At 74.7% G+C, this 6,119-nt stretch carries 5 protein-coding genes and 1 pseudogene; 4 read left to right on the top strand and 2 right to left on the bottom strand.

The window, feature by feature from the left end; all coding sequences use genetic code 11:
• Both AX737_RS10935 and AX737_RS10930 read left to right on the top strand, forming a co-directional pair.
• A pseudogene (locus AX737_RS10935) lies at positions 1–617 on the top strand (cobyric acid synthase CobQ); the annotation flags it as partial.
• Positions 618–677: 60 nt separating this feature from the next.
• Positions 678–2,021, top strand: coding sequence for an MFS transporter (locus AX737_RS10930; protein WP_066921246.1), 1,344 nt, complete (start codon positions 678–680; stop codon positions 2,019–2,021).
• A 239-nt stretch (positions 2,022–2,260) separates the two neighbouring features.
• On the opposite strand, the gene cbiB is transcribed toward AX737_RS10930, so the two are convergent.
• Positions 2,261–3,274 (bottom strand): adenosylcobinamide-phosphate synthase CbiB, encoded by a 1,014-nt coding sequence (gene cbiB / locus AX737_RS10925; RefSeq protein ID WP_066921254.1) that lies wholly within the window; start codon positions 3,272–3,274, stop codon positions 2,261–2,263.
• On the opposite strand from cbiB, the gene cobD reads away from it, so the two are divergent.
• Positions 3,251–4,279 carry a threonine-phosphate decarboxylase CobD gene (gene cobD / locus AX737_RS10920; protein ID WP_066921244.1) on the top strand — a complete coding sequence of 343 codons (1,029 nt, stop codon included), beginning with the start codon at positions 3,251–3,253 and terminating at the stop codon, positions 4,277–4,279. The genes cbiB and cobD overlap by 24 nt on opposite strands.
• 4 nt (positions 4,280–4,283) lie before the next feature.
• On the opposite strand, the gene AX737_RS10915 is transcribed toward cobD, so the two are convergent.
• A complete protein-coding gene (locus AX737_RS10915) occupies positions 4,284–5,471 on the bottom strand; it encodes an MFS transporter (protein ID WP_066921242.1) in 1,188 nt (395 codons plus the stop codon).
• A gap of 357 nt (positions 5,472–5,828) precedes the next feature.
• Between AX737_RS10915 and AX737_RS10910 the strand changes: the two genes are divergently transcribed.
• Positions 5,829–6,026, top strand: coding sequence for a hypothetical protein (locus AX737_RS10910; RefSeq protein ID WP_066921252.1), 198 nt, complete (start codon positions 5,829–5,831; stop codon positions 6,024–6,026).
• Positions 6,027–6,119 lie beyond the last annotated feature (93 nt).

Below are 6,119 nucleotides of genomic sequence, written 5' to 3'. Positions count from 1 at the left end.
GCTCGGAGATGTGTATAAGAGACAGGGGCGACGCCGCGCTCGTGCTGCTGCCGGGCTCCAAGACCACGATCGACGACCTCGACGCCCTGCGGGCCGAGGGCTGGGACATCGACATACGGGCGCATCTGCGCCGGGGCGGGCGGGTGCTCGGGCTCTGCGGCGGCTACCAGATGCTGGGGCGCACGCTGGCCGACCCGCACGGCATCGAGGGCGCACCCCGCACCGTGCCGGGCCTCGGCCTCCTCGACGTCGAGACCGTGATGACGCCCGAGAAGCGGCTGGAGGCCGTCACCGGCACCAGCCTCGCCGACGGCCTGCCCCTCACCGGCTACGAGATGCATATCGGCGCAACCTCCGGGCCCGACGCCGCCCGCCCGCTCGTCCGCCTCGCCGACGGGCGCCTCGACGGGGCGGTCTCGGCGGACGGTCTCGTCAGCGGCACCTACCTGCACGGGCTCTTCGCCGACGACCGGCAGCGCGCCGCCTGGCTGGCGCGCCTCGGGGCCGGGGCCAGCGGCCACGCCTACGAGGCCGGCGTCGAGGAGGCGCTCGACGCGCTCGCCGGACACCTCGAGGCGCATGTCGATCTCGGGCGTCTGCTGGCGCTGGCCCGCTAGGATTGCGCGCCCTAGGCTGCACCTGAAGTCCGGCCCGGGAGCCGGACGCGGGAGGACGCCATGACGCCGGAGCCGCCCCAGGTCGATGCGCGCCTCGCGCACGACACCGTCCGCACGGTGACGCTGCGGCTGATGCCGCTGCTCGGGCTGATGTACCTGATCGCCTATATCGACCGGCAGAACATCTCCTACGCCAAGCTGCAGATGGTCGGCGATCTGGGGCTCAGCGAGAGCGTCTACGGGCTCGGCGCCTCGCTGTTCTTCCTCGGCTACTTCCTGTTCGAGGTGCCGGCCAACGTGATCCTGGAGCGGGTGGGCGCGCGGCGCTGGTTCGCCCGCATCATGTTCACCTGGGGGCTGATCACGATCCTGCTCGGCTTCACCCAGAACACCTCGATGTTCTACCTGCTGCGCTTCCTGCTGGGCGTGGCGGAGGCGGGCTTCTTCCCGGGCGTGCTGTTCGCGCTCACGCTCTGGTTTCCCCAGTCTCACCGCGCCCGGATGATCGGCTGGTTCATGATCGCCAGCGCCTTCGCCAACGCGGTCGGCGCGGCGATCGGCGGCGCGCTCCTCGACCTCGACGGGCTGTTGGGCCTCAAAGGCTGGCAATGGGTCTTCGTGGCGACCGGCCTGCCGGCCCTGGTGCTCACGGTCGTGGTGCTGCGCGTCCTGCCGGACGGACCGGAGCGGGCGCCCTGGCTGCCGCCGGAAGGCAAGGCGTGGCTCTCGGCCCAGCTCGCCCACGAGCGCGAGAGCGGGGGCCAGGTCGAGCACCACAACCCGTTCGGCGCGCTGCTCGACCGGCGGGTCTGGATGCTGGCCTCGGTCTACGTCGCCTTCCCGCTCGCGGCCTACGGGTTGAGCTACTGGCTGCCGACCGTGGTGAAGGGGTTCGGCGCCTCGAACACCGCCAACGGCTTCATCAACATCGTGCCGTGGCTCGTGACCGCCTTCGCGCTGTGGTGGGTGCCCCGGCGCGCGGCGCGGACCGGCGACCAGCTCTGGCACGTGGTGGTGCCGGGGCTCGTGGCGGCGGCCGCCTTGGTGCTGAGCGTGGTGCTGCCGGGGTCCGCGCTGAAGTTCGCCTGCCTGTGCGTGGCGGCGGCGGGCGTTTTCTCGGCCCAGCCCGTGTTCTGGTCCCTGCCGCCGACCTTCCTCAAGGGCGCGAGCGCGGCGGCCGGCATCGCGGCGATCAACTCGGTGGGAAACCTCGGCGGCTTCATCAGCCAGAACGCGGTGCCCTTCATCCGCGACCGCAGCGGCAGCGACCTCGCGCCGATGTACTTCCTGGCGGCCTGCCTGGGGCTCGGGGCCTGCCTGATGTTCGTGGTGCTCTCCGCGCTCCGCCGCGACGCCGCGCGGCGGGGCGTGGCGATCGAGCCGGTGGCGCCGCGCACGGCGTAGACTGCCGGATCCCCTCTCCCCGCCGTGCGGGGACAGGGCTCGGGCGACCTCGTCGTCGGCTGAGCGAGCCGGCAGGCGACGGTGAGGGGGCTTCGACGGAGGAGGCTCTTCCGTTCAAGCCCCACCACCGCTCCGGCTGCGCCTTCGCTTCCTGTCCGCACAACGAGGTGCGGACAGGCCTCTCCCCGCGCGCGGGGAGAGGGGGGAGCCTCTTCCGGATCGGTCCGGCGAGGTCGCCCTCAGACGAGCAGGAACCCTAGCCCGGCCGCCGTGAGCGCCAGCAGCCAGAGCAGCAGGCAGGCCGTCCGGTAGAGCGCGAGCGCCCGCTCGATATCGGCCGGGCCGGCCTCGGCCCGCCCATCGCCCATCCAGGCATCCTCCACCACGCGGCCGCCGTAGACGCGCGGCCCCGCCAGCGCGAGCCCGAGCGCGCCCGCCATCGCGGCCTCCGGCCAGCCGGCATTGGGTGAGCGGTGCCGCCGCGCATCCCGCCGAACCGCCGCGAGGGCGCGGCGGGGCGAGGGGCGCGACGAACCGCGCAGTGCGTGCAACCCCGCTGCGGCGACGATCAGCCCGGCAGTGAGCCGCGAGGCCGGCAGGTTCACGAGATCGTCGAGGCGCGCGGCCGCCCAGCCGAAGGCCTCGTGGCGCGGGGTGCGGTGGCCGATCATGCTGTCGGCGGTGTTGACCGCCTTGTAGAGGGCGCCGCCCGGCAGCCCGCCGAGGCCGATCCAGAGGGCCGGCGCCACGATCCCGTCGGAGAAGTTCTCGGAGAGGCTCTCGATCGCGGCGCGGCAGATCGCGGCCTCGTCGAGCGTCTCGGGGTCGCGCCCGACGATCATCGACACCGCCCGGCGCCCGCCCGGCAGCCCCTCGTCCCGCAGGGCGCGGGCGACGGCCGCGACGTGGTCGTGCAGGCTGCGCTGCGCGGGCAGGCTGGCGCAGAGGAGCGCCAGGATAACGAGGCCCGCCTGGGCCCCGGCGAGGCCCGCCAGAATCGTCAGGACGAGCGCTGCCGCGCCGACCGCGGCGAGCAGGACGACCAACGCCAGCACGCCCATTGCCCGGCACAGCGCGGAGGAGCCCCGGTTCAGCCCCCGGTCGAGGGCCGCGATCAGCCGGCCGATCCAGGTGACAGGGTGGCCGAGCGCCCTGTAGAGCGCGTCCGGGTAGCCGGCGAAGGCCTCCACGGCGAGCGCCAGGGCCAGGACGGCGAACGTGGCGGGCGGATGAGCGAGCGCGGTCCAGAGCATCGGGCTACCGGCAAAGTCGAGACCGCTCCGGCGGCGCATGGCGGCGATCTCGGGGCGGCGCGCGCCCTGTTCCCGGCGGCACCCGAGCCCTGGATCGACCTCTCGACGGGGATCAACCCGGTTCCCTATCCGTGCCCGGCGCTGGACGCCAGCCTGTGGCAGCGCCTGCCCGCGGCCGCCGACGAGGCAGCGCTCCGCGCGGCGGCCGCCGAGGCCTACGGCGCACCGGACCCGGACTACGTGGCGGCCGCGCCCGGCACGCAGATCCTGATCGAGACCCTGCCGCGCTTGGTGCAGCCCGCCCGCGTCGCCGTCGTCGGGCCGACCTACGCCGAGCACGCCGCCGCCTGGGGGCGGGGCGGCCACGCCGTCGCCGCCGTCCCGGATCTAGCCGCGGCGGGCGACGCCTCGGTCGTCGTCGCCGTCAACCCGAACAATCCGGACGGGCGCGTCCTCCCGGCCGGCGACCTGATCGCACTGGCGCGGGATCTCGGCCGGCGCGGCGGCCTGCTCGTGGTGGACGAGGCCTTCTGCGACCTCGAATCGGCCGCGAGCCTCGCGGGCGCGCTCCTGCCGGGGCTCGTCGTGCTGCGCTCCTTCGGCAAGACCTACGGGCTGGCGGGCCTGCGCCTCGGCTTCGCGCTCGCGGTTCCGGAGACGGCCCGCGGGATCGCGTCGGCGCTCGGGCCCTGGGCGGTCTCCGGGCCGGCGCTGGCGGTCGGCCGGGCGGCGCTCGCCGACCGGGCGTGGCGCGAGGCGGCCGCCGCGGCGCGCGCCGCCGACGCCGCGCGGCTCGACCGGATGCTGGCGCGGGCCGGCGGCGCGATCGTCGGCGGCACCTGCCTGTTCCGGCTGGCGCGCTTCGCGGACGCGCCCGGCCTGTTCGAGCGGCTGGGCGCGGCCGGGATCTACGTGCGGCGCTTCGCCGACCGGTCGGACCTGCTCCGCTTCGGCCTGCCGGCGGACAAGGGGCAGTGGTGCCGGCTCTCGCGGGTGCTGAGGTAGGCGCTCAGGTCCGCGGCCCGCGGAGCGCCACGAGGAGCGATGCGCCCGACAGCAGGAGCCCGACCGCGCAGACGCCGGGCCAGCCGGCGGCGAGGAAGGCCTGCGAGCCCGCGAAGGCGCCCGCCGCCCCGAACACGAACATCACCGTGAACAGCACCGTGTTGAGGCGCCCCCGCGCGCCCGGAGCCAGGGCGTAGACCTGGGTCTGGTTGGCGATGAGCGCGCCGTTGAGGCCGATGTCGATGAGGAGCACGCCCACGGCCACCGCCGCGAGCGACCATTGCCCGGCGGCCCAGAGCACCCCGAAGGCCGCCATCACCAGCACCGCGCCGCCGACCACGACGGGCCGCGCCCCGCGCCGGTCGGTGAAGCGGCCCGACAGCGGCGCCACCAGCGCGCCCGCCACGCCGATCACACCGAACAGGCCGGCGCCCGCAGCCGTCAGGTTGAAGGGCTCCGCCTCGACGAGGAGCGCCAGCGTCACCCAGAAGGCGTTGAAGCCGGCGAACAGCAGCGCCTGGGACAGGCTCGCGCGGCGCAAGACCGGCTGCGTGCGGGCGAGGTGCAGGATCGACAGCATCAGCGCGCGGTAGCGCAGGCGCCGGGTCTGCGGGGTATGCGGGAGGGTGGCCCGCGCGATCCCCGCCATCGCGAGCGCCACGCCGGCGGCGGCCAGGAACACCGCCCGCCAGCCGAGATGCGCGCCCACGAAGCCGCTCGCGGTGCGGGCGAGCAGGATGCCGGTGAGGAGCCCCGTCATCACCTGGCCGACGACGCGGCCCCGCGAGGCGTCCGGCGCCAGCTCGGCCGCGAAGGGCACCGCCTGCTGCGCCGCCGACGACAGAATGCCGATGGCGAGGCTGGCGAGCGCCAGGCCCGCGAGGTTCGGGCTGAGGCCGGCGGCGACCAGGGCCAGGGCCAACGCCAGGAGCTGCCCCACGATGAGGCTGCGCCGGGGCAGGCCGTCGCCGAGCGGCACCAGCCCGACGATGCCGAGCCCGTAGCCGACGAGGCAGGCCGCCGGCACCCAGAGGGCGGCCGCGTCGCCGAACTCGCCCGCCAGCAAGGCCAGCAGGGGCTGGTTGTAGTAGATGTTGGCGACCGCCCCGCCCGCGATCAGCGTGAGGCCGAGGCGCGCCCGAGGGGTCAGCGAACCGGTCGGCGAACCGGCCGGATCCGGACTTCCGGTCATGCGCGGGCCGACAACGGACGGGTGGAACGCATCGCGGCCTCGTGGAGCTCCGGGGGTAGGACGGATGGGCCGGTTAGGCCGGCCGGGGCACCCTGACAACCGGTACGGCCGCAGGGCAGGGGCGCGGGAGAATGGCGCACCGCCTTCATTCGGGGGATCGGGCCCCCATATCCGGGTCCGGCTAGGGCTCCGGGCTCGCGAAAAAGCGCTGCATCGCGCCCGCGCGTACCGAATGGACCGCCTTCCGCTCTTGGCGGCGGCGGATTCGTCGTCTCCTATATGACGGTGATCCTAGCCATCGCCCGATCCGATTCGGCCGGGCTCCGGTGCAACCGCAACACGATCAGGGAGTTCCGCGTGTCGAACTACCGCATCGACTTCGCCAGGGAGATCTTGGGGGTTCCCTTCACCGTCGGCTCGGTGGGCATCCAGCGGGCGCGCGACCCCGAGCGCGCGCTGCGCGCCGCGGAGCTGCGCTTCGCACGCCAGCACGGCGTCGGCGATTGGCGCGAGCGCGCCGACCGCGCGGTGATCGCCGAGGGCGGCCGGGTCTGACGCTCCGGAGGCGCCGGCGCAGGACCGGCGCGTGATGCCCGGCCTCTCGGTGCCCGGCCTTTTGATCCCCGGTCTCTTGGTCCCCGGCCTCTT

Source organism: Methylobacterium sp. CCH5-D2, assembly GCF_001556475.1.
Taxonomy (GTDB): domain Bacteria; phylum Pseudomonadota; class Alphaproteobacteria; order Rhizobiales; family Beijerinckiaceae; genus Methylobacterium; species Methylobacterium hispanicum.
This window is presented reverse-complemented; position numbering and strand designations above follow the sequence as displayed.

Coding starts and splice junctions, on each gene's coding strand:
- cobD (WP_066921244.1), top strand. CDS start 3,251: ATGAGCGAGCGCGGTCCAGAGCATCGGGCTACCGGCAAAGTCGAGACC.
- AX737_RS10915 (WP_066921242.1), bottom strand. CDS start 5,471: ATGACCGGAAGTCCGGATCCGGCCGGTTCGCCGACCGGTTCGCTGACC.
- cbiB (WP_066921254.1), bottom strand. CDS start 3,274: ATGCTCTGGACCGCGCTCGCTCATCCGCCCGCCACGTTCGCCGTCCTG.
- AX737_RS10930 (WP_066921246.1), top strand. CDS start 678: ATGACGCCGGAGCCGCCCCAGGTCGATGCGCGCCTCGCGCACGACACC.